The sequence below is a fragment of the Acetobacter nitrogenifigens DSM 23921 = NBRC 105050 genome (genome assembly GCF_000429165.1).
Lineage (GTDB): Bacteria > Pseudomonadota > Alphaproteobacteria > Acetobacterales > Acetobacteraceae > Acetobacter > Acetobacter nitrogenifigens.
The window spans coordinates 257,090-276,694 of sequence record NZ_AUBI01000005.1; the positions used below are offsets into that span (position 1 = coordinate 257,090).

At 63.6% G+C, this 19,605-nt stretch carries 15 protein-coding genes; 3 read left to right on the forward strand and 12 right to left on the reverse strand.

All coding sequences use genetic code 11. From position 1 onward, the window contains the following. Positions 1-15: 15 nt before the first annotated feature. From G442_RS0109645 to G442_RS0109685, 9 genes are all read right to left on the reverse strand, one after another. Positions 16-777 carry a DeoR/GlpR family DNA-binding transcription regulator gene (locus tag G442_RS0109645; RefSeq protein ID WP_084440485.1) on the reverse strand — a complete coding sequence of 254 codons (762 nt, stop codon included), beginning with the start codon at positions 775-777 and terminating at the stop codon, positions 16-18. 38 nt (positions 778-815) lie between these two features. Further along, complete coding sequence (recQ, locus tag G442_RS21655) at positions 816-2,609, reverse strand: DNA helicase RecQ (protein WP_035376450.1); 1,794 nt, start codon at positions 2,607-2,609, stop codon at positions 816-818. A gap of 250 nt (positions 2,610-2,859) precedes the next feature. Continuing rightward, complete coding sequence (locus G442_RS0109655; RefSeq protein WP_026397840.1) at positions 2,860-3,234, reverse strand: OmpA family protein; 375 nt, start codon at positions 3,232-3,234, stop codon at positions 2,860-2,862. Between the two features lie 123 nt (positions 3,235-3,357). Then, positions 3,358-5,013, reverse strand: coding sequence for a thiol reductant ABC exporter subunit CydC (gene cydC, locus G442_RS0109660; protein WP_051292169.1), 1,656 nt, complete (start codon positions 5,011-5,013; stop codon positions 3,358-3,360). A 95-nt stretch (positions 5,014-5,108) separates the two neighbouring features. Then, positions 5,109-6,842: a thiol reductant ABC exporter subunit CydD gene (gene cydD / locus G442_RS0109665; protein ID WP_026397842.1), complete on the reverse strand. Its 1,734-nt coding sequence runs from the start codon at positions 6,840-6,842 to the stop codon at positions 5,109-5,111. A 110-nt stretch (positions 6,843-6,952) separates the two neighbouring features. Then, positions 6,953-8,728 (reverse strand): sensor histidine kinase, encoded by a 1,776-nt coding sequence (locus G442_RS21660; protein WP_051292154.1) that lies wholly within the window; start codon positions 8,726-8,728, stop codon positions 6,953-6,955. A gap of 364 nt (positions 8,729-9,092) precedes the next feature. After that, entirely contained in the window at positions 9,093-9,263 is a 171-nt protein-coding gene (locus tag G442_RS25760; protein ID WP_246789399.1) for a NepR family anti-sigma factor, read from the reverse strand. A gap of 115 nt (positions 9,264-9,378) precedes the next feature. Continuing rightward, positions 9,379-9,972, reverse strand: coding sequence for a sigma-70 family RNA polymerase sigma factor (locus tag G442_RS0109680; RefSeq protein ID WP_026397843.1), 594 nt, complete (start codon positions 9,970-9,972; stop codon positions 9,379-9,381). A gap of 138 nt (positions 9,973-10,110) precedes the next feature. Then, the gene (locus G442_RS0109685) at positions 10,111-10,713 is read right to left on the reverse strand and encodes a sigma-70 family RNA polymerase sigma factor (RefSeq protein ID WP_084440475.1); all 603 of its coding nucleotides are present in this window, start codon (positions 10,711-10,713) and stop codon (positions 10,111-10,113) included. 53 nt (positions 10,714-10,766) lie between these two features. On the opposite strand from G442_RS0109685, the gene G442_RS0109690 reads away from it, so the two are divergent. Continuing rightward, positions 10,767-11,504 (forward strand): PhyR family response regulator anti-anti-sigma factor, encoded by a 738-nt coding sequence (locus G442_RS0109690; protein ID WP_026397845.1) that lies wholly within the window; start codon positions 10,767-10,769, stop codon positions 11,502-11,504. 90 nt (positions 11,505-11,594) lie between these two features. After that, complete coding sequence (locus G442_RS0109695) at positions 11,595-13,415, forward strand: ABC-F family ATP-binding cassette domain-containing protein (protein WP_026397846.1); 1,821 nt, start codon at positions 11,595-11,597, stop codon at positions 13,413-13,415. Between the two features lie 125 nt (positions 13,416-13,540). On the opposite strand, the gene G442_RS0109700 is transcribed toward G442_RS0109695, so the two are convergent. The 3 genes from G442_RS0109700 to htpG all read right to left on the reverse strand — a co-directional run bounded on the left by G442_RS0109700 (position 13,541) and on the right by htpG (position 18,041). Then, positions 13,541-14,467 (reverse strand): MBL fold metallo-hydrolase, encoded by a 927-nt coding sequence (locus G442_RS0109700; RefSeq protein ID WP_146882224.1) that lies wholly within the window; start codon positions 14,465-14,467, stop codon positions 13,541-13,543. A gap of 118 nt (positions 14,468-14,585) precedes the next feature. Next, positions 14,586-15,965 carry a DUF2252 domain-containing protein gene (locus G442_RS0109705; protein WP_026397848.1) on the reverse strand — a complete coding sequence of 460 codons (1,380 nt, stop codon included), beginning with the start codon at positions 15,963-15,965 and terminating at the stop codon, positions 14,586-14,588. A gap of 177 nt (positions 15,966-16,142) precedes the next feature. Continuing rightward, a complete protein-coding gene (htpG, locus tag G442_RS0109715; RefSeq protein WP_026397849.1) occupies positions 16,143-18,041 on the reverse strand; it encodes a molecular chaperone HtpG in 1,899 nt (632 codons plus the stop codon). A gap of 549 nt (positions 18,042-18,590) precedes the next feature. On the opposite strand from htpG, the gene G442_RS0109725 reads away from it, so the two are divergent. Next, the gene (locus tag G442_RS0109725; protein ID WP_026397851.1) at positions 18,591-19,601 is read left to right on the forward strand and encodes a DUF2891 domain-containing protein; all 1,011 of its coding nucleotides are present in this window, start codon (positions 18,591-18,593) and stop codon (positions 19,599-19,601) included. Positions 19,602-19,605: the final 4 nt, after the last annotated feature.

Consider the following 19,605-nt stretch of genomic DNA (forward strand, 5'->3'; position numbering starts at 1 on the left):
TATTACGTCACAACGTTATGTTCGTTTCCGAACATTCGTATCAACCACATGCAGCCCCACCCCACTTGCCGCCAGCATGTCGCGAATGCCGGCAGGGGGCGGCGCATCGGTGAAGAAGGCCGTAGCCTCGTTGATATGACCGGCACGCACGAGCGGCCGACGCGCGAACTTGGTATGGTCTGCCAGCAGAAAGACACGCCGCGAGTGTCGGCGAATCGTTTGCGACGCCAGTATTTCCTCAGGGTCGAAATCCAGCAGCGTCCCGTCGTCATCGACGCCGCTTATGCCAATCACGCCGTAATCGGCCCGGTACTGCTCCAGCATCGATTGCGCCGCCAGCCCGAGAATGCCGCCATCGCGCACCCTGACAGCCCCGCCCGCCACGACGACGCGGCACCCGTCCCCTCCCGCGAGCAAAGAGGCGACGTGAAGATTGTTCGTGATGACCCGCAGCCCCCGCCGCCCGATCAGTGAGCGCGCGAAGGCTTCCGTCGTGGTGCCTATATTGATGAACAACGAGGCCCCGTCCGGAATTTCGGCGGCGGCGCGGCGGCCGATCGCCTCCTTCTCCCGATGATTGAGAATCTGCCGTTCGGAGTAGGCGATGTTCTCGACGGAGGACGGCGCGCTGGCCCCGCCGTGGTGGCGCACAACCTCCCCCGCATCGGCCAGACGACGGATGTCCCGGCGGATCGTCTGCACGGCGACGTTAAACGTCCGAGCAAGATCCTCGTTCGCGACATAGCCGTGCTTGCGAACAAGCGCCGCGATCTCCATCAGCCGGGCGGACGGTCCGTCCTCGCCCGAAACGCCGCTCACGCCGCGCGTCCCACATCCAACAGCGTGCGCAGCACGGCCTCTCCATAGCGATCGAGCTTGGAGCCGCCGACGCCTTTCACGCGCCCCAGCTCGGCAAGAGAGCCGGGCTGCTCCAATGCGATGTCGCGCAACGTCGCGTCGTGGAAGATCACGTAGGGAGGAATCTCCTGCTCCCGAGCCTCCGCCCGGCGCCAGAGTTTCAACGCGTCAAAAATACGACGCGCGTCTTCCGGCAGGTCGTCCGCAGGGGAATCATTGCGACGCTCCCCTTTACGCCCACTCTCCGCCTCGATCGCGTCCTCGCGCAGCATCACCGGCTCGTCGCCACGCAGGATCGGGCGTGCGACCTCGTCGTTCAACGCCAGGCCGCCATGTTCGTCGCCCATCCGCAAGGCCCCGCGTGCAATGAGCTGCCGCACAACGCCACGCCAGAACGTCTCGCTGCTGTCCCTGCCGATGCCCCAGACCGACAGCTTGTCATGGCCATTGCGGCTGGCGGAATCCGACGCTTTGCCGCGCAATACGGAGATAACGTGAAGGGCGCCGAACCGCTGCCCCGTGCGATAGACGGCGGACAGCAGCTTGCGCGCAGCCTCGGTCCCGTCAAACGTCGGCGCGGGAGAGCGGCAATTGTCGCAATGGCCGCACGGCTCGGGCAAGACCTCCCCGAAACACGCCAGCAGCGCCCGCGTGCGGCAAGAAGTGGTCTCGGTCAGGGCGATCATCGCCTCCAGCCGCCCCTTCATTACCCGCTTCTCGCTCTCCGGAGCCGTCGACTGGTCCAGCCAGTAGCGCGCGCGGGTCATGTCCTCCCCGCCATAAAGCAGCAGCGTGTCAGACGGCAGGCCGTCTCGACCCGCGCGACCGATCTGCTGGTAATAAGCCTCCGCCGAGGACGGCATGTCGAGATGAACGACCGCCCGCACGTCGGGACGGTCAATCCCCATGCCGAAAGCGATGGTCGCAACCATCACGATCGGTTCGCCAGAGCGAAAACGATGCAACGCCGCACGCTTTTCCTGCGGAGAGAGCCCCGCATGGTAAGCGCAGGCAGGGAAACCCTTGTCCCGCAACGTCGCAGCCGTGCGTTCCGTTCTAGCGCGGGAGCCGCAGTAGACGATGCTCGCGTCGCCGCGCCGCCTGTCCAGAGCGGCGATGAGCTGCTTCGTCTCGCCGCCCTTGGGGCGTGCGGAGATTATCAAATTCGGTCGGTGAAAACTGGCCGAGAGGACCTCAGCATGCGGCATCGCCAGCGCCGAGAGAATGTCGTCGCGGGTGCGGGGGTCAGCTGTGGCGGTCAGCGCGATGCGCGGCACGCCGGGAAAATTACGCGGCAGACTTTCGAGGGCGCGATACTCTGGACGAAACTCATGGCCCCAGGCGGAAATGCAATGAGCTTCGTCGATCGCGATGACCGAAATGGACTGCCGTGTCAGCCGGTCGAGCGTCCCGGGCGAAAGCAATCGTTCGGGAGATACGTATAGGATGTCCAGACGACCGTCCGCGAGATCGGCGCGAATCTGGAACGCCTCGTCCTCGCTCAGCTCCGAATGCAGCGCCGCAGCGTTGACGCCAAGCTGTCGAAGGGCGGCGACCTGATCGTCCATCAAAGCAATCAGCGGCGATACGACAAGCCCCATGCCCCGACGACACAGGGCGGGGATCTGGTAGCAGACGCTCTTGCCTCCGCCGGTCGGCATCAGGACCAGCGTGTCCGCGCCAGCCATCATCCGCGCAACAGCGTCGCCTTGCAGACCGCGAAAGGCCGGAAAGCCGAACACGGTCTTCAAGACGTCAAGCGGCTCAGCGCCGACGAAACGATCTCGCCCCCCTACGGATGGCGCATCGCTCCCGCCCTCCTCATCACGAAAGTCCGGATCGTAGATGTCGTCGTAGGAGATATCCTCATATGGAATATCCGCGTCCGGTACGCCCCCGACCGGCGGCGCTTCCTTCAACCCGGACACGTCGAATGTCCGAGCAGCAACATCAGCGGCTTCTGAGCGTACGTTGACGGCTTCGTTCCCAACATCCCTGCCTTCAGTGTGAAACGAACTCGATCTCCACGCGACGAGCGCCGACCGTGCCATCCGCATTAGAGGGCGCGCGCGGGTGCTGAGAGATGCGACTCGCTGCGACGCCATCGTCGGAAAGTTGCTGCGCGACGAGCTTGGCGCGGTCGATCGCCAGCGCAGAGTCGGCGGAAAGGTCGCCGTTGGCTCGGGCGTAACCCTCGACGCGCACGTCCGCCTGCGGATACTTTGCAGCCATCGCCGCCGCTTCCGAAATCACGTTCTTCGACGCGTCATCGAGTGTCGTCGAGCTTTCGCTGAAAAACACGACATATTTTCGCCCGGGTCCCGTGGTGCAACCGGCGAGCAGGCAAAGAGCTAAGGCAGGAAACAGGCGGCGCATCAGGCGAACTCCGAAAAAACGCGAATCGTCGTCCCGATCAGGATGTTCCGGGACACGAACCTGAAAAATATTTCGTGCCCCCATCGGTCGGGCTCCGTCAACTGCGCAGAACTGTCCAGGCGCTCAGGCGGTGGCCGCTGTCGCCTCTCCGCCCGAAATTCTCCACACCCGATCCAGCTCCTCCACCCCTGTGAGACGATGGGCGATCAGAAGCACTGTCCGATGTGCGGCAACGGTGTTGAGCGTCGTCAAAAACTCCTGCTCGACAGTCGCATCCAACCCGGTTGTCGGCTCGTCCAGCACGAGAATTGGCGCGTCGGCAAGCAGCGTTCGCGCCAGCGCGATGCGACGCCCCTGCCCGCCGGAAACCTTGACCCCGCCCTCGCCGAGCCAGGTGTCCAGCCCCTCCGGAAGAGCGCGCACGAAATCGCCGATAGCGGCGTCGTCCAGCGCGCGCCAGAGCGCCGCTTCGGGCGCGTCGGGGTTAGACAGCAGCAGGTTGCTGCGAATGGTGTCGTCGAACAGATGCGTCGCCTGCGACAGCCACGCGACCCGGCGACGCAACCATTCATCGGGGATCGTCGCGATATCGACGCCACCAAGCAGCACGCGTCCGCCCTGTGGCCGCACGGCCTTGAGAAGCAGCGCCGACAAGGTGGATTTGCCAGCGCCGGACGCCCCAAGCAAAGCGACCCGGCTCCCTTCAGCGATATCGAGCGAAAACTCTTCGAACACAGGGGCGCGATTCGAAGCCCAACGAAAATCGATCGCCTCGAACCTGATGTCGAAACGCGTCGGAAGCCTTGTCGGGGAAGACGTCTCGCCTGATGTGGCGGACGACGCTTCGACCGTTGAAACGCCCGCCGCCGACACCACGCGCGACGCGGCCGCGCCCATGGCGCCCGCCAGCATGCCCGCACGGGTCAGACCCGCCACACCTTCGAATGCCGTCAGTGTCAGAAACAGTAACCCCACGCCCTCGACCGCCGGTATCCGCACAAAACCGGCGCCCACGACAGCGGCAAGCAGAAACAATACGGCCAGTTGCGTGCAAAGCTGCGAAACGCCGCCGACGAGGGCCATGCGTGCAGCCAGCCGCGTCTGGCGACCGACCAGCGTGTCATTCGCCTCCTGCACACGCTCCAGCATCCTGCCGCCAGCGCCAAAGGCTCGAATTTCCCGCATGCCGCCGATCAGATCGAGCGCGTCAATCCGCAGCGCAGCCAAAGCACGCAGCAGCCCGTCACCGGACTCCCTGCTCAATCGGGCGGCCAACGCAGGCGCCAGAAACGCCGCGATAACGAACAGTGCGCCAACCAATGCGGCAAGCAACCCGTTCGCCCGCGCAAGAGCGATCAGCAGCACGGGGAGGGAGATGCAGGCGCCTGCGAGAGGAAGCAGCAGCCGCAGATACAAGCCGTCCAACGCTTCCACGTCAGAAACCAGACGCGACAGCAGATCCCCCGCCCGGCGAAACCCGAGGCCCGCCCCCGCGCCGCTTGCAAGAGAGCGGAAGAACCAGACACGCAGCGTCGCCAGCGCGCGGAACATGGCGTCGTGCGCGTAAAGCCGCTCGCTATACCGCAGCAGCACACGACCGCCGCCGACGAGCCGCAGGGCGGCGGTCGTGACGACGACGGCCCCGAGCACAGCCCCCGCAAGCCGAAGCCCGGCGCTGCTCATCATTGCGAGCCCGGCCAGAACCGCCAGCACGGAAAGCAGGAGCCCGACAAACAGGCGCGGCGCGTGCGGACGCCATACGGCCAGAATACGCTTCATCGCCGCGACATCGTCGATCGGCGCAGTCTCCGCCGTCAGAGGGACCGCCGCCCACTGGTCGTCTGTCGAACGCTCCGCGCGCCTTGCCGAGCTGCTCATGCCACGCCCTGCCTTATCTTGACGCGACCATGAGAGAGGTCGACCCGTCGCCCGTTGAACATGTGAACCGCAGTGGAATGGCTGGCCAGCAGCACCGTGCGCTTTAGCGCCAGACGCCTGAGGCTCTCGAACACATCGGCCTCGGTCATCGGGTCGAGATGGGCCGTCGGCTCGTCAAGCAACAATATCGGCGCGTTCTTCAGGTAAGCCCTTGCGATCGCAATCCGCTGAGCCTGCCCGCCCGACAGCCCGAACCCGCCCTCGCCAATGCGCGTCTCCAATCCTTGGGGCAACTCGGCGAGAAAACGGTCAACGGCCGAAGCCCGGGTCGCCGACGCCAGATCCTCATCAGTCGCGTCAGGACGAGAAAAGAGGATGTTGTCGCGAATCGTGCCCGCGAAAAGCACCGGCTTCTGCCCTATCCAGGAGGTCATCTTCGCCAGCGCATCGGGCACTACGGTCGCAAGGTCCGCGCCGTTGAAGGTGATGCGCCCGCTGTCCGGCCGCGCGAACCCGAGCAGCAATTCCATGATCGTCGATTTGCCGGAGCCGGACGGACCAGCCAGCACCACCGTCTCTCCGGCCGGGACGACGAAAGACACATGATCAAGAGCCTGGCCACGCGACGCGTCCCACGAAAACGAAACGTCCTCGAACGCTATGGTCACGCCATGCGCCTCGACCGTGCGGATCGGCAGCGCCTCGGATAGCGGCGGCGGCGGCGGCAGGGCCAGGATGTCGGTCGCCGCGCCCTGGATATGCGCACGATCCTGATAGGCGAGAGCCAATCCCCTGAACGGAGCGAAAAACTCCGGAACGACCAGCAGCGCGAACAGGCTGCGCGCGACAAAAGAAGAGAAATCCGCAGAGGCGCCGCCATCCACGGCGGCAAGCGCCGCATGTCCGTCCATGACCGCGATGACGATCAACGCCACGATCATCGCGATATCGATGGAGGCCGAGGACAGGAACGCGACGCGCAGGATCTTCATCGTCCGCCGCCGCAGATCGTCAGCCGCCTCGGCCAGACGCGCGGCCTCGTCCTCGGCGCGACCTGCCAGAACGATGGTGGCGATCCCCCGTATGCGATCAAGAAAGCGCGCCTGAAGCCGTGTCATGGCCAGAAACTGGTTGCGCGACGCGACGGCCGCGCCAATGCCGAAGACCGCCTGCAGAACGGGCACGGCGGCGCCGCAAATGGCCAGCACAACCGCCGCGCGAGGCTGCGCCAGCGCGACGAGCGCCAGAAGACAACACGGAACAGCCATCCACAGCACGGACGCGGGAGCCCAGCGCGCGAAATACCCGTCTAACGCTTCGATCCGATCAACCACCAGCGCAGCAAGAGCCCCGCTATGCGTCTGCCTCAGCAATGCCGGACCACCTTCGGTGATGGCGCCCAGCACCTCTCCGCGCAGGCGCGTTCTGGCCCGGGCGCTGGCGCGCGCCGCAAGCGTCTCGCCGCCAATGCCGACCGCGATCCTGAGCGCGCCAAGGGCGGCGAAGGCGATCAGCGCACGCCAGACGTCGGACGACGCTGACATGGCCGGAGCCTCAGACGTCTCTGCAGCAGTCAACGCCTGCCCGAGCAGCCAGGCTGCGCACCACATTTGCGCCGCGCCCGCCAGCCCGGAAAACACGCCGAGAGCGATCGAAGGCCGCGCCGCGCGCAAGCCGCGCCGCGCCTGGGCGCGCACCCATGTGCGGGTGGCTTCCTTGGTTTGTGTCATGCCTCCCTATAGCCGAGAGACACATCCTGAAACAGCCCCGCAAGGAGAAGTCGCTACACGGCAGGCGCATAGGCGGCGCCGGGCGAGACCTCGCTGGAAAAACCACCCTCCTATCCAGTCTCCGCTCCACGGCCCCCCAATGTCGTCCTCACCGTGTAACGGGTTCCTGCCCCTTCATCGATTTGCAAAACGGCGCCCATCTGCCGGGCGAACCCGCGGATCAACTGCAGACCAATTCCTTCGCGGTCGTTGATGCCCTGCGACGCGGACAAACCAATCCCGTCATCGGCGACGACAAGTGTAACTTCCTCGCCGGTTTGCGTGAGAGAGATAAGAATCGTTCCTGGGCTCAGATTCGGGAACGCGTATTTTAGCGAATTGGACACCGTTTCCGAGACGATCAGAGCCATGGGCGTAGCGAGGCTGGACGGGAAAACAATGTCGCTCGCCTCGACCTGCAACGTTATGAGAGCGCGCGTTTCTTCTCCCTCCGCCTCCATCAGTTGAGGGCCCAGTTCGGCGAGGAAACGTCCCATGTTGAGACTCTCGACCTCGCCTTCCACGTAGAGATGGCGGTGCAGCGTCGCGAGCGTGCGCACGCGGTCGCGGGCCAGCATGAACTCCTCCTTCATGTCGGCAGCGCGAATGCGGGCGCCCTGCAGGTTCAGCAGAGACGCCACGATCTGAAGGTTGTTTTTGACCCGGTGATGAATTTCGCGGATCAGCAGGTTCTGGCGGGCGATCGAGCGCTCCAGTTCCGCCTCCCGCCGCGCCAGACGCCCGGTCGCCCGACGAAATACCTTGGAGAGCGTCCGAAATTCCACCGGCGTGGAGCGCGCGTTAACCGGCTCGAACCCGCCGCCCTGGTCCCACATTTTCACTTCCTGCGTCAGTTGTCTCAACGGGGAGACAACCAGCCGGTGCGCCGCAACCATCACGCCGATCAGCCCCGTGACAAGCAGGCCGAAGATTGTGAGTATCCACAAACCAAGCATCCAGAGCGAGTGAGTCTCGCTTGGAAGGCGCGTCGTCGCCACAAGTATCGCGCCAACTCCCGCAACCGGCCCATACGTGTAGGACGAATACGCGGTGATCAGAGACGCTGTCTCGGATTTCGTTTCCCGCGCCTCACGCATGAGCGACGCCACGACTCTTTTCGGAGGCCTGGACCAGGCGCACTGAGCGCATAGTGGCGAAAGCTCCCCGCCGGGAGCTACGTACCACGCCGTTGCGTCCGCGAGCACGTCGCCGCCGGCCGAATCAAGGGGGCCCGCCAGGCTCACCGCCTGAGCCAACGGCTCCACGGCGACAAGAAAGCGCGCTCCGGTCGAAAAGCGTGGAGCGCCCCCGCCCTCCGCGGCTATTGGCGCCACGACGCGCGCATAAGCGCGCTCTCCGGATGTCACTACTTCTGCGAACGTTTTGTCGCCCGTCGGGCGTCCGCCGACCCCATCGCATCCACCCCCGGACGTCGCGGTGGACGTGACCTGATTGACCACCCCTCCGGCCTGATCAAGTTCGGCGAGGAAACAATACTTCATCCCGCTGGCGGACTGAGCCAGCGAAAGGAACCGCATCGTGTGGTCCCCATCGGCGTCCAACTCGCCAGTTGTTTCCAGCATGGCCGTCGTTCGATCGATATCGTGCCGGAGGCGCCTGTCGGCTGTCAGCCTCACGCTCTCGCCACGCCGCAAGCTGGCTTCGGACAGATGGACGTAATCCTGCCATACCAGAACGCCGCCGAGCACCGAAACAGGCGCAACGGACCCCAGAATAACTCCACCCATCCGTGCGCCGACAGAGTCGAAAATCCGCCGGAACTGAAGAAGGCGATTACTTAAATCGCGCAGCATCTGAAGAATTTTTCCATCGGAAACACGAAGCATGGCGGCAGGCCAGGCCGCCCCTTATCCTGAGGAAAAGTCCGGGGAACTCGAGAAACCGTCCCCCCGCGACGTCGTCGATACAATTCAAGATCACATGGGGTCGGAGACTTCCTCGTTAACGCGAGCAAAACGACTGACAGCGAAGTCTCTGAAACTGCGTCGACGGACTGTGGGCAGCCCGGCAGCGCTACGGACCTCCGGCCCGACACAACGCTACGCTTCCCGCATCATGGTTGTAGTCTCGTCTTTCTTTTTTAAGACCCGCACGACGAAGTTTACGTTTTTCGTCGCAAAAATCCACCCCTCGCCACAAAACGTTATGAAGCGGAAACAGACGCGCGCTCGGCGCTGCAGAGGATCGGAATCAGGTATCCCGGTCCTCTTCAATCAATCTGAGCAGCTCCTCGGGAATCGGCTCCTGCGCCACGTCGTCGAAAAGCTGATGAAGGCCGCGCTTCAGCCAGATTTCGAACGCATCTTCCCGCTTTCTTCTTTCCTTCCTTGCGGAACCGGACTTTGCGTCCTTGGCCGACATCCACAACCACCACGGGATTTGTTCATAACAGTCCGGGTTCGACGCCGGCGGCGAATTGATCGTCACAACCTCACTCGCCCCCGGATGCGCAGCCCACAACGATTGCTAGCGTGGCTCAACCAAGAGCCGCGCCGGAACCATTCGATACGCCTGCCCTGGCGAGGGAGGTACGGCGGTTGGCCTCGTCACGCAGCGCCACAGCGCGCTGACGCAGCTTGTCATCCGCCGGAAGATCACCAACCATCCAGGCCTCCAGCTGACGCCGGGCGCGGAAAACCCGGCTTTTCGCCGTGCCAACCGCGCAGCCCGTAAGTTCGGCAAGCTCCTGATAGCTCATCCCCTGAAGAACCACCAGCACCAGAGCCTCACGTTGATCCTCCGGCAGACGCGCCAGCGCAAACGCCAGATCTTTCACCGCGAGCCGGTCCTCATGATCGGACTTGGTGCTGAGGAGCGAGGCAGGCACGTCCTCAATGTCCGTCACGTTGCGTTGCTTGCGCAGATCCGAAATGAAACGATTTCTCAGAATCCGGTGCATCCATGCCCCAAAATTCGTTCCGGGCACGAAGCTCTCACGAGCGCTGAGGGCATTGCAGACCGCGTCCTGCACCAGATCTTCCGCAGCGGCTCGGTTACGCGTCAGCGCCAGCGCCTGCACGCGGAGTTTCGGCAGGATTGCGATTACCTGGGTATGAAACGTATCAGCCATGTCGCTTTTCCCCTTCTTTTGACCCACCAATGAACGGGGACGAAAAATGGTTGCATACGAATTGCGCCGGACGATCACGAAAAAGCGAGGACATCGCCGCCACGCCGGCGAAGGGCCGCATCGCGCCCGACGCTGGCCTCAGCCTTTGGCGGATGGCTGATCGTTCTTCATCTGCTGATCAAGAGCGCTACGTGCGCGTGAAACCCGGGCCTTGATCGTCCCGACCGCAACGCCGCATACGACGGCAGCCTCTTCGTAAGACATGCCGTGTGCGCCCACGAGCGTCAGCGCCTCCCGCATCAACGGAGGCAGGGACCAGAGCATCCGATCAAGGTCCCATATTTGCGAAAAATCGGCGGAAGCAGCGGCGCCGCCGACGTGGTCCGCGCCATATTCGTCAAGAACTTCTCTCTCGCGCTTGCGGCGTCGCGACTGCTCGTAAAACAGGTTGCGCAATATCGTGAAGGTCCATGCGCGGAGGCTGGTGGCGGGATCGAACTGATCCCGCGCGGCGATGGAACGAACCACAGTTTCCTGAACAAGATCATCGGCCCGCACGCGGTCTCTGCAAAGAAACCGCGCAAACGCCCGCAGGTCGGGCAGCAACGCCACGATTCCGCCGCGCACCGCGACCTCTCCGGCAGATGCCGTCTGTCCGTCCGATTGTTGCGCGAACGCCCCATCCCGGCGGTGGTTGCGCTCGTTCAGAGTTCCGCCCCTTTTCGTGAGGGGCTTCGCCATGCCATCGTAACGATGCTTGTCATTTCGGTTTCCGCCGCGAAGGATTGTCCTCTATGCCCGATTCGCAAAGAAGCGAACTGATCCGCGCCCTACCTTATGCGCGTCGATACGCTCGGGCCCTGACCGGAAGCCAATCCCGGGGAGACCTGCTGGTCGCAGAGAGCCTGCGCGCCCTCGCCATCCGTCCAACCGACAGGCTTCCCGCACGCCTCAGTCTTTATCGCGCCATTTCCGAGAAAGCGGCAAGCCTCGCCGACGGCGACGTCCCTCACTCTCTCAGCCTGCTGCAACGGCAACTCCTGCTTCTGACCACACTGGAGGACGTTCCCGTCGAACTCGCAGCAGACGTGCTTGATCTGCAACCGGAGGCAGCGGCGATCGAAATCGCCAGCGCGCATGAAGCGCTGCGATCGTCGGCGCAGACGTCGATTCTCATCGTCGAGGACGAGCCGATCATCGCCATGGACATCGAAGACATCGTGGCGCGGTGCGGGCACACGATCGCGGGCGTCGCCCATACGCAGGCGGAGGCCGTGACATTGGCCAAAAGCACGAAGCCCGGCTTGATCCTGGCGGATATCAACCTTGGCGAAGGTGGAGACGGAATGGCCGCCGTCGCGGAAATCATGCAGAGCATGGACGTGCCAGTCATTTTCGTCACCGCGTATCCAGAGTGTCTGTTGACCGGCAATACGGTCGAGCCGTCTTTCGTGATTACCAAGCCGTTCGAACCGCTAGCCCTCGCCATCGCTACTTATCAGGCCACGACCGGCGGCGTACCAACGCCCTGAAATTCCGACCAGACCGAATCAGGAGGACTTTCACGCCATTCTTCACGCCGCGACTTGCATCCTAGGCCGCGCCGACACAGCATCCGCGCCATGGCCACCCCTCCCCTTCTCCTTCTTCAGGACATCACGCTGACGCTCGGCGGCAAACCGCTGCTCGATTCCGTCGGCTTCTCAGTCTCCGCCGGCGAACGGCTCTGCCTCGTCGGCCGAAACGGTTCCGGCAAGTCGACCCTGCTGCGCATTGCGGCAGGAGAGATCATGGCCGATTCCGGCACGCGTTTCCTTCAGCCGGGGTGCAATTTGCGCTACCTGCCTCAGGAACCCGACCTCACCGGCTTCGCCACCGCGTATGACTATGTCGTCGCCGGGCTGACGGACCCCTCATCCGAATGGCGCGCGACCGCCATGCTGTCGGAACTCGGCATGAGCGGGCAGGAAAACCCCGCGACGCTCTCAGGCGGAGAGGCTCGCCGTTGTGCGCTCGCGCGGGTACTCGCCGCCGAGCCTGACGTGCTGCTGCTGGACGAGCCGACCAACCATCTCGACATGCCGACCATCGAGTGGCTGGAAAAGGAACTGCTGTCGCTCAGGACCGCCATGGTCATCATCAGCCATGATCGCCGCCTTCTGGAGACCCTGTCGCGCAACGTCGTGTGGCTGGATCGCGGCGCCACGCGCAGGCTTGATCAGGGCTTCGCCCGTTTTGAAGCGTGGCGCGAGGAAGTTCTGGAGCAGGAGGAACGGGACGCGCACAAGCTCGACCGCCAGATCGCCCGTGAAGAAGACTGGATGCGCTACGGCGTGACAGCCCGACGCAAGCGCAACGTCCGCCGCGTGGCTGAACTCGCCGCGCTTCGCACCGCGAAGCGGGAGGCCGTGCGCGTGCAGGGTTCCGTCACCCTCGCCGCGCAGTCGGCCGGCTCGTCCGGTAAACTGGTCGCCGTCGCGGAAGGCGCGAACAAATCATGGAGCGATCGCCGGATCGTCAGCGATCTTGATTTGCGCGTATTGCGCGGAGACCGCCTCGGCGTGGTCGGAGCCAACGGCGCGGGCAAGACGACACTGCTGCGCCTGCTGACCGGCGTGGACCAGCCTGACAGCGGCACGGTGTTCATCGGCCCCTCCGTCGCAATGGTGACGCTCGATCAGCAACGGCAGGCGCTCGACGCCACGCGCACACTCGCCGACACACTGACGGGCGGCGGCGGCGATATGGTGCAGGTCGGCGAAGAAAAGCGTCACGTCATCGGCTACATGAAAGACTTCCTGTTCCGCCCTGAGCAGGCGCGAACGCCGGTCGGGCAACTGTCGGGCGGCGAACGCGGACGACTGATGCTCGCCTGCGCGCTGGCGCAGCCGTCCAATCTGCTCGTGCTGGACGAGCCGACCAACGACCTCGATCTGGAAACTCTCGACCTGCTGCAGGAAATGCTTGCGTCTTACGCAGGCACCGTTCTGCTGGTCAGCCATGACCGTGACTTTCTCGATCGCGTCGCGACCTCCATCCTCGCGGCGACGGGCGGCGGCGTCTGGACGGAATACGCGGGCGGCTACAGCGACATGCTGGCGCAACGCGGCGGCGAGGCGCTAGCCGAGCGCTCGGTCGATACGCCGGTTGTATCGTCCCCCGTCGCGACGCCTGTCGCAACGCCCGTAAAGGGCGGCGCGACAAAAAAACTCAGCTATAAAGACCAGCACGCTCTTGAGAAGCTTCCCGGCAAGATCGCAGATCTTGAGTCCAATATCGTCAAGTTGCGCGAAAAGCTCGCAGATCCGGGTCTGTACGCCAGAGATCATGCAGCGTTCATGCGTCACACTGCAGCTCTCGAAGCCGCCGAACGCGATCTGACGGACGCCGAGGAGCAGTGGCTGGAACTGGAGGTCAAGAGGGAGGGTTTGGGAACCGGTTAAAGGAAAACCAGTTTCGCGCGTGAGCCTTTGTGTCGACACTCACTCCTAACAGGCTCACGATCGGTCGCCGTCGGCAATGGCCTCACTGACCGCCTGAGTGCGCAAGTGACGCGCCATAGCGTCCCCTACGGCACGTCCCACTTGTCCCCTTGCTCAGGCACTACGAATTTCACGCCCAAATCATTTCCTTCGCGCAACTGCCGAAGGATCAGTTTCCGATATGCCGCTTCTCCACCTACTGGGTATTTGACGTGCGACACAATCACCGTCACGCCCAGCAAAGCATTCGGTCGGCCGACCTCCTCCGCAAGGTCCCGCAACGACGCAATTAGATATTTGGGCGTCATGTGGCCAAACAGTTGCGATTCGGTTCGGGGGTCGGCGTAAGACGCCTCGGTGATGATCGTGCGAAGCTGCCCCGACCGCACGAGAGGCGCCAGAGCCCGCCATAACTGATGTCCTCTTCCCTCGCCAGACGCGCCATCAGGACCGTGATCGCCCAGACAGGCAACGGCGGAATTTCCCGCCTGCACCAGGAACGCCGTGGACTCCACGCCCCCATGCTCTAGCGGCCACGCCGTCGCTGTCATCGCAGTGCCTGCCACCGGGGTAGCGACGCCAGGCGTCATGTCGCGCAGATGCAGACTGCCAAGCCGCGGCGCTTTTCCCCTGTCGGAAAAATTCGGCCACGCCGCCCAGTTCAGATAATCTTCGCCGAGAACTTCATTTGTTGACGGAAGCGCATACACCGCGTTGCCCGGATAATCTGTCGCCGCCACAAGCATGCCCGCTACATGATCGAGATGAGCGTGCGTGATGAGGAACGCCTTGATATCGGATCCCAGCGTCTGATCCGGCGTCCGCCCGCCCAGATTGCCGCGCTTCGCCGCGACCAGCAGACCGTTGCCCAACGTGCCTGCGTCACACATGAGGGATCGGAGATCGCCAGACGGATGAATCAGAAAAGCGGTGAGATCGCCATCGACAATCCCGCCGCGAACGCCAAGAGCCACGATTTTCAGACCGGACGGAGAGTCTGCAGCGGACGACAAGGCGTCGGGTGCGCAAACGAGCGGCAAAAGGCAGGAAAGAAACAAAACCCTCGCCGCCCGCGAGAGATGTTTAAGGCGGACAGATATCTTCGCGTTGGTCACAGTCGAAGCCTTCGAATCATCCGGCGACCAACCGCCCGCCCTTCAAAGCGTCCTTGAAGGCACGCCAGTCCGCTTCGCTCTGACCGGCATAGGCGACGGAAAAACCTGCTATGGCGTCAGCGAACACGCCGCCTTTGCCAATATAACCCGTAAGCATCGCAACATCCGCCGAACGGACATGCGCGCGCGCCAGCGTGCGGCCGCACAATGCGGCGTAGAATGGCAGTTCGTCCTGCTGCATCACCGTTCCTATCTGCGCCAGACGCGCATCCTTGACGCGACGGACGTAAAACTCCCGTCCAGCGGCGTCGCTTTTTCCCGCCTCATTCGTATGGGTCCAGCCGAGGAAACGATCCGGCGTGACCTGCATCACGCGCTGCCCCGTCACGACGCGTTCTCCGGCGTTGGCGTAACCGGACCTGCCCGCATAGGGAGCAAGGACGGAATCCTGCGCCTCCTTGATCTGCAAAAGCAATGTCTCGCCATCCGCGTTTGCGAACAGGCCAATCGCGCAGAACGTGCCGACGCTGCCAACGCCCACGACCTTGAAGATCACGTCTTTCAGGCGATAACGCGCAAGCAGCACCGCGCGCTCTGCAGGTTGCGCAGCAAGATAACGGCCGAACGCAGCACGAATTGCATCGTCATGGTCAGGCAGTCGCACGATAAGCGGAGGCTTTTCCCGCAGGCTCGGCCCCTTGCTCTCCGTCGTCACGAGACCAAAATTGCCGCTGGCGCTTTCCAGCCGCGCTTCCAGGATGCCGCGCACGCGCTCCCGCACTGATTTTTTTTCGATGGCGTCGATGGTCGCAAGCAGATCGACCTTCTCGCTCCACGCCTGCAACGGCGTCATACGATTCAGTCGTTGCAACTCGTGCTGGTAGGCCTCGGCGGCGCTCACAGCCAAAGCGCGGCAAGCCCCGTCACCGAGATCGTTTTCCCGCCCGGCCAGCACCAGCGACGTCCCCAGCCGTTTGATGTCCCACTCGAAGGGGGCGACGCTCGTTTCATCAAAATCGTTGATGTCGAAAACAGGTATCCCGTCAGATGACGCGAAGCTGCCAAAGTTGGCGAGGTGAGAGTCGCCACAACTCTGTACGCGCAATCCCGCCGCAGTCGTCACGGAAAGATCGGCCGCCATGACCGCCGCAGCGCCGCGCAGAAAAGCGAGAGGCGACGCCGCCATCCGCTCGTAACGGATCGGCAGGAGGCTTGCGATCCGACGCTCTCCCTGCGCGATAAGAAGCGCTATGGGGTCGGCCCGGCGCAGCGCGGGATTCCACTCGGCCTGACTGCTGCGTTTCGCGTTCTCGCGCAGCCGTCGCCCGACGGCGTGGCGTTCCTTGCGCGTGGTCAAAGCGGATGCGGCGGCCTCACCGGTCGCAAGAAAGGACATGAACGTCATGTCCGCTTTTTACGCGGTTTACGCGCTCCTGCCCATGACGAAGAAACGGCGCTTCCCGCAGAAAGCGCCGATGAAACAGGCCACCATCGAGAGAAACCGATGGGTGACGTAAGACTTTCGGATAAACCGCGTCGCGACGGATTATCCCACCGCGACGCGCCTTCAGCTTTAAGCCTGCGCCGCCAGAAGCGCCGTCAGGCGTTGCGCGAAGGCAGCCGGGTCTTTCGGCGCCTCGCCGTCCTGAATGCGGGCGATATCGAGCGCGACCTGCGCGAGTTCCGCGATAGGCTCTTTCTCGGCGGCGCGACGGGCCAGCGTGCGGATCAGCGGATTACGCGCATTCACCTCAAGGATCGGCGCGGTGTCCGGAATCTTCTGCCCGCTGCGGCGCATCAGCTTCTGCAACTGCAGATCCGGTCCATGCTCCGGCGCCGCCAGCACCACGGCGCTGGACACCAGACGATCCGTGCCACGAACCTCCGACACCGACTCGCCCAGAGCTTCCTTGAGCGCAGGGATCAGGATGTCGAGATCGGCGGCGTCGCCAGCATCGGCTTCACCCTCGATCGCGAACTTTTCAAGGTCGGCGTGGCCCTGCGTCACGCTGCGCAGCGTCTTGCCCTCGAAGCTGGACAGGCGCTCCGGCCAGAACGCGTCGACCGGATCGGACAGCAGCAGCACTTCGATCCCACGCGCGCGGAAACCTTCGAGTTGCGGCGACTTCGCCAGCGCGTCCTCGTTGTCGCCGGTCAGGAAATAGATCGCTTCCTGCTCCGGCTTCATACGCGCGACGTAATCGCCAAGCGTCGTCCAGCCTTTCGCCGCATCTTCCCCATCCGTCGGGAGCGCGCTCGAACGGAAGCGGGCGAGACCCGCCAGTTCGGTGCGGTGCTCGGCGTCTTCCCAGACGCCCTCCTTCACGATGGCGCCGAAATTCTCCCAGAACGGCAGGAAGGTTTCCGCGTCCTTCGCGCGATTCTTCAGATCGGTCAGCACGCGGCCCGTAACAGCCTTGCGAATGCGGGCCAGAACCGGTGTCGCCTGCAACATTTCACGCGAAACGTTGAGCGGCAGGTCTTCCGTGTCCACCACGCCCTGCACGAAGCGCAGCCAGGACGGTACGAGGTTCGCATCGTCGGTGATGAACATCCTGCGCACATGCAGACGAATGCGGCTTTCGCGCGACTGCTCGCTGAACTCGAACGGACGCGATCCGGGAATGAAAAGCAGCGAGGTGAACTCGATCGTGCCTTCCGCGCGCCAGTGCAGCGTGGCCCACGGCGTGTCGAAATTATGCGTGACGTGACGGTAGAAGTCGTTGAGCTGCTCTTCCGTGACCTCGCTCTTCGGCTTGCGCCACAGAGCCGTCCCCTCGTTGGCCGGGCTCTCGCCGTCTTCCTTCAGGATGGTGATCGGCCAGGAGATATGGTCGGCCCATTTGCGGATGATCGCCTGCAGACGCCACGTATCAAGGAACTCGTCAGCGTCTTCCTTGATGTGCAGCGTGATGTCTGTGCCGGCCTTCTCGCGCGTCGCAGGCTCAAGCGTGTACGCGCCCTTGCCTTCCGACGCCCAGCGCCATGCTTCATCAGAACCTGCGCGACGAGAGACGACCTCGACACAATCCGCCACCATGAACGCGGCGTAGAAGCCGACGCCGAACTGTCCGATCAGGTTCGGCTTGTCTTCCGGCTTTGCGCTCTCAAGCTGCTGCCCAAAGGCGCGCGTGCCGGAGCGCGCGATGGTGCCCAGATTGCTGACCAGTTCTTCCCGGCTCATGCCCGAGCCGTCGTCGCTGATGGTCAGAAGACGCGCTTCCTTGTCCGGGTTGATGCGGATCTTCGCGTCTTCCGGCAGCGCGCGCGCACCATCGGTCAGCGCCTCGAAACGGCGACGGTCCGTGGCGTCGGCGGAGTTCGCAACCAGTTCGCGAAGGAAGATTTCACGCTCGGAATAGAGAGAGTGAACGACAAGATCGAGCAGACGCCCGACTTCTGCGCTGAATTCGTGCTGTTCGGTTCCGCCCTGCGGCGCGGAGGACTGGGTGCTGCTGGTCTGCTCGGTCATTGCCGACGCTGTCCTTTTCAACGCTCTGGAACCATTCCTCCGCCGCCCGTCGGCGGCGCGGTCAGGTTCCCATATTATCGACAAACGACGCCTCGAGCCCGCCATATGGCCGGGTCTGACGTCGCCCTCGCCGGCCATCACTCGGCCCGGCGTTACGGTGTCGTCATATTGGCGTCCACGTCGACGATTTCAACCGGCGTAACGATGTTCACGCACCCAGAAAGACGCCGCCGCTTTCTTCCGGCGAGAGCCGCCTTACGCAAGCGCCATGAATCTGTCTTACGTTTTTTAAGCAAAGCCCCTGTTCCAACCTCAACCCTGATCGCCGCCAGGAGGCGCATCCCTTCTGATCCGGGTCTACTGGCGGCTAACAAAACCGGATTCCGTAAACGGTCGAAGCGCGCCCTGCAGGAGGCTGTTAGCGTAATCTTCGTCCACTTCTCGCTTCGATCTGGCGAAGCCGCTGAAAACGGTGTCGGATGTCATCCCCAGTCACGATCGTTGTCAGCTCCCGGCAGCGACGTCGTTGCCCGTCGGAGACCGATGATCATGTCCACATCGCCATTCACCAAACAGCTGGCGAGCCGCTTCGCGCGCATCGCCCTTGGCCATGTGCGGCGCGAATACCCCAACAAGCCCGGACATGTGCTGAGCGCCGACGCCGACGCCCGGACGCCATCCGCCCTGCACCCTGTGTTTTACGGCAGCTTCGACTGGCATTCCTGCGTCCACAGCTACTGGCTGCTCACGAGAGTATTGCGACGCTTTCCGACTGCCGACGTAGCCCACGATATCAAAACTCTGTTCGACGAGCAGTTGACGCCAGAAAAAGTCGCCGGTGAATGCGCCTATTTCTCTGAACCGGCGGCCCGGGGGTATGAACGTCCCTATGGCTGGGGATGGCTGCTGAAGCTCGCCGCGGAATTGGGCGCGCTGCGGGAGAACCCGTGGCGAGACGCAGTCGCGCCTCTGGCCGACGTCATCGTCGCACGCTTCACCGATTTTCTTCCGCGCGCGACCTATCCCGTGCGCGTCGGCACGCATTTCAACACAGCGTTTGGTCTGCGGCTCGCAGCCGACTACGCCGCCACAATGCCGGACAGGACCTTCGCCGCGCTACTCTCCGATACGGCGCTGCGTTGGTATGGCGAAGATCGAGCCTGCCCCGCCTGGGGCGAGCCGAGCGGCGACGACTTCCTGTCATCGGCGCTGATCGAAGCCGAGTGCATGCACAGCGTCGCACCACCGGCGATGTTTTCAGGCTGGTTCGACGCGTTCCTTCCAGAACTCCGGGCAGGCATGCCCGCGACGCTGTTCCTCCCGGCCACGGTCAGCGACCGTTCGGACGGCAAGATCGCGCATCTGGACGGATTGAACCTCAGCCGCGCCTGGTGCTGGCGGGCGTTGGCGGGCGCTCTTTCCGACGATGACCCGCGCAGGGAAATCATGAATGAAGCCGCCGCACGTCATATCGACGCGGCGCTGCCGCATCTGGCGGACGATTATATGGGCGAGCACTGGCTCGCCAGTTTCGCTGCGTTGGCGCTGGACGGAGCGTAACGCC

What these genes read in the sequence shown, in the direction of transcription:
- G442_RS0109695 (WP_026397846.1), top strand. Translation starts at nt 11,595, where the DNA reads ATGGCCACCCCTCCCCTTCTCCTTCTTCAGGACATCACGCTGACGCTC.
- G442_RS0109645 (WP_084440485.1), bottom strand. Translation starts at nt 777, where the DNA reads ATGGAGATCGCGGCGCTTGTTCGCAAGCACGGCTATGTCGCGAACGAG.
- G442_RS0109685 (WP_084440475.1), bottom strand. Translation starts at nt 10,713, where the DNA reads ATGGCGAAGCCCCTCACGAAAAGGGGCGGAACTCTGAACGAGCGCAAC.
- cydD (WP_026397842.1), bottom strand. Translation starts at nt 6,842, where the DNA reads ATGACACAAACCAAGGAAGCCACCCGCACATGGGTGCGCGCCCAGGCG.
- G442_RS25760 (WP_246789399.1), bottom strand. Translation starts at nt 9,263, where the DNA reads ATGTCGGCCAAGGACGCAAAGTCCGGTTCCGCAAGGAAGGAAAGAAGA.
- G442_RS0109655 (WP_026397840.1), bottom strand. Translation starts at nt 3,234, where the DNA reads ATGCGCCGCCTGTTTCCTGCCTTAGCTCTTTGCCTGCTCGCCGGTTGC.
- cydC (WP_051292169.1), bottom strand. Translation starts at nt 5,013, where the DNA reads ATGAAGCGTATTCTGGCCGTATGGCGTCCGCACGCGCCGCGCCTGTTT.
- G442_RS0109705 (WP_026397848.1), bottom strand. Translation starts at nt 15,965, where the DNA reads ATGTCCTTTCTTGCGACCGGTGAGGCCGCCGCATCCGCTTTGACCACG.
- G442_RS0109725 (WP_026397851.1), top strand. Translation starts at nt 18,591, where the DNA reads ATGTCCACATCGCCATTCACCAAACAGCTGGCGAGCCGCTTCGCGCGC.
- G442_RS21660 (WP_051292154.1), bottom strand. Translation starts at nt 8,728, where the DNA reads ATGCTTCGTGTTTCCGATGGAAAAATTCTTCAGATGCTGCGCGATTTA.
- htpG (WP_026397849.1), bottom strand. Translation starts at nt 18,041, where the DNA reads ATGACCGAGCAGACCAGCAGCACCCAGTCCTCCGCGCCGCAGGGCGGA.
- G442_RS0109690 (WP_026397845.1), top strand. Translation starts at nt 10,767, where the DNA reads ATGCCCGATTCGCAAAGAAGCGAACTGATCCGCGCCCTACCTTATGCG.
- G442_RS0109680 (WP_026397843.1), bottom strand. Translation starts at nt 9,972, where the DNA reads ATGGCTGATACGTTTCATACCCAGGTAATCGCAATCCTGCCGAAACTC.